The sequence below is a fragment of the Streptomyces sp. NPDC058157 genome (assembly GCF_042884105.1).
Taxonomy (GTDB): domain Bacteria; phylum Actinomycetota; class Actinomycetes; order Streptomycetales; family Streptomycetaceae; genus Streptomyces.
Genome location: NZ_JBHVUQ010000380.1, coordinates 1,148 through 2,728, shown reverse-complemented (window position 1 = coordinate 2,728; position 1,581 = coordinate 1,148). Strand labels below are relative to the sequence as shown.

The window sequence follows — 1,581 nt, the reverse complement described above, 5'->3', positions numbered from 1 at the left end:
GCGAAGCGACGCGACGAAGGAGCGCCCTTGACAGGCCGGCCCGACGCGGAAGGACAGTGGGACTGGCGGGAAAGCCCCAACCCTTCCCTGAGACCGGCCCGCCGAGGTCCCGACCATCCCCGATGCTGCCGGGCCTTCGACTCCCGGCCGTCGTGAGGTACCGGCGCAGGGCCCGCCGCACCGTGCCGCCACCGCCCCGCCCGCTGACCCCGCGAGGCGGGTGGGCAGCCACCGGCCCGCCCCCGGCGCCTCGAGGGGGCGAAAACCCCGCCTAACACCCCGGCACCCGTTCCCCCTCCCGAGACAGGGCCGCCAGGACCGGGGCGATCAGGGGGTGGGACTGCGCGCCCCGGCGGGTCGCGGCGAAGACGCGGCGGGTGGCGGAGGGGCCCGTGACCGGGAGGACGCGGACCTCCTTGAGGTCCATGCCGCGCAGGGCCGAGCGCGGGACCAGGGCCACCCCGGCGCCCGCGCCGACCAGGGCGGTCACCGCGCGGAAGTCGTCGGAGGAGTGCACGAACCGGGGCTGGAAGCCCGCCAGTTCGCAGGCCAGCAGGGTCACGTCGTGGCAGGGGTTGCCCGGGTACTGGCCCACCCAGTCCGCGTCGGAGAGATCCGCCAGGGAGACGGCGGGGAGGTCGGCCAGCGGGTGTCCTGCCGGCAGGACCGCGTCGAAGGGCTCCGCGTACAGCGGGATCACCGACAGGCGGCCGTCGTCGGCGCCCGGCGCGCCCCGGTACTCGACCGCGAGGGCCAGGTCCGCCTCCCCGTCGAGCAGTTGGAGCAGGCTCTGGTCGCCCTCGGCGTCCCGGACGCGGAGCCTGATGCCCGGGTGTTCGGCCGCGAGGCGGGCTATGGCCGGGGCCAGGACCTCGGCGATGCCGGTCGCGAAGGCCGCCACCGTGACCTCGCCCGCCGCTCCGCCCGCGTAGGCGGCGAGTTCCGCCTCGGCGCGTTCCAGCTGGGCGAGCACCTCGTGGGCGTGGGCGAGGAGGATCTCCCCGGCCGCGGTGAGCCGTACCCCGCGGCCGCTGCGGTGGAGCAGGGTGTGGCCGGTCTCCTGTTCCAGCGCGGCGAGCTGCTGGGAGACGGCGGAGGGGGTGAGGTACAGGGCTGCGGCCGCGGCGGTCACCGTACGGTGGTCCGCCACGGCCCGCAGGATGCGCAGCCGGCGGGGGTCGATCACCCCTCCATGATGTCAGCCCTGAGCAGCGGAAAGCGCCGCTCGGGCGTCCACGAAGGCGGCCACCGCGCGCTCCACGTCGGCCGTGGAGTGGGCCGCGGACAGCTGGACGCGGATGCGGGCCTGGCCCATCGGCACGACGGGGTACGAGAAGCCGATGACGTACACGCCGCGCTCCAGGAGGAGCTCCGCCATCCGGGCCGCCTCGGCGGCGTCACCGATCATGACGGGGGCGATGGCGTGGTCGCCGGGCAGGATCTCGAAGCCGGCCTCGGTCATCTTCGTGCGGAACAGCTTCGTGTTGGCGGCGAGCTGGTCGCGCAGGTCGCCGGCGGACTCCAGGAGGTCGAGGACCTTGAGGGTGGCGGCGGCGATGAACGGGGCGAGGGAGTTGGAGA

At 75.3% G+C, this 1,581-nt stretch carries 2 protein-coding genes; both read right to left on the bottom strand.

Translation table 11 applies throughout. From position 1 onward, the window contains the following. Positions 1–271 precede the first annotated feature (271 nt). Positions 272–1,186, bottom strand: a complete 915-nt coding sequence (locus ACFVXK_RS38030; protein WP_389621796.1) for a LysR substrate-binding domain-containing protein — start codon at positions 1,184–1,186, stop codon at positions 272–274. 12 nt (positions 1,187–1,198) lie between these two features. Continuing rightward, positions 1,199–1,581 (bottom strand): aminotransferase class I/II-fold pyridoxal phosphate-dependent enzyme (locus ACFVXK_RS38025; protein WP_389621793.1); only part of this gene is annotated, 383 nt, incomplete at its 5' end.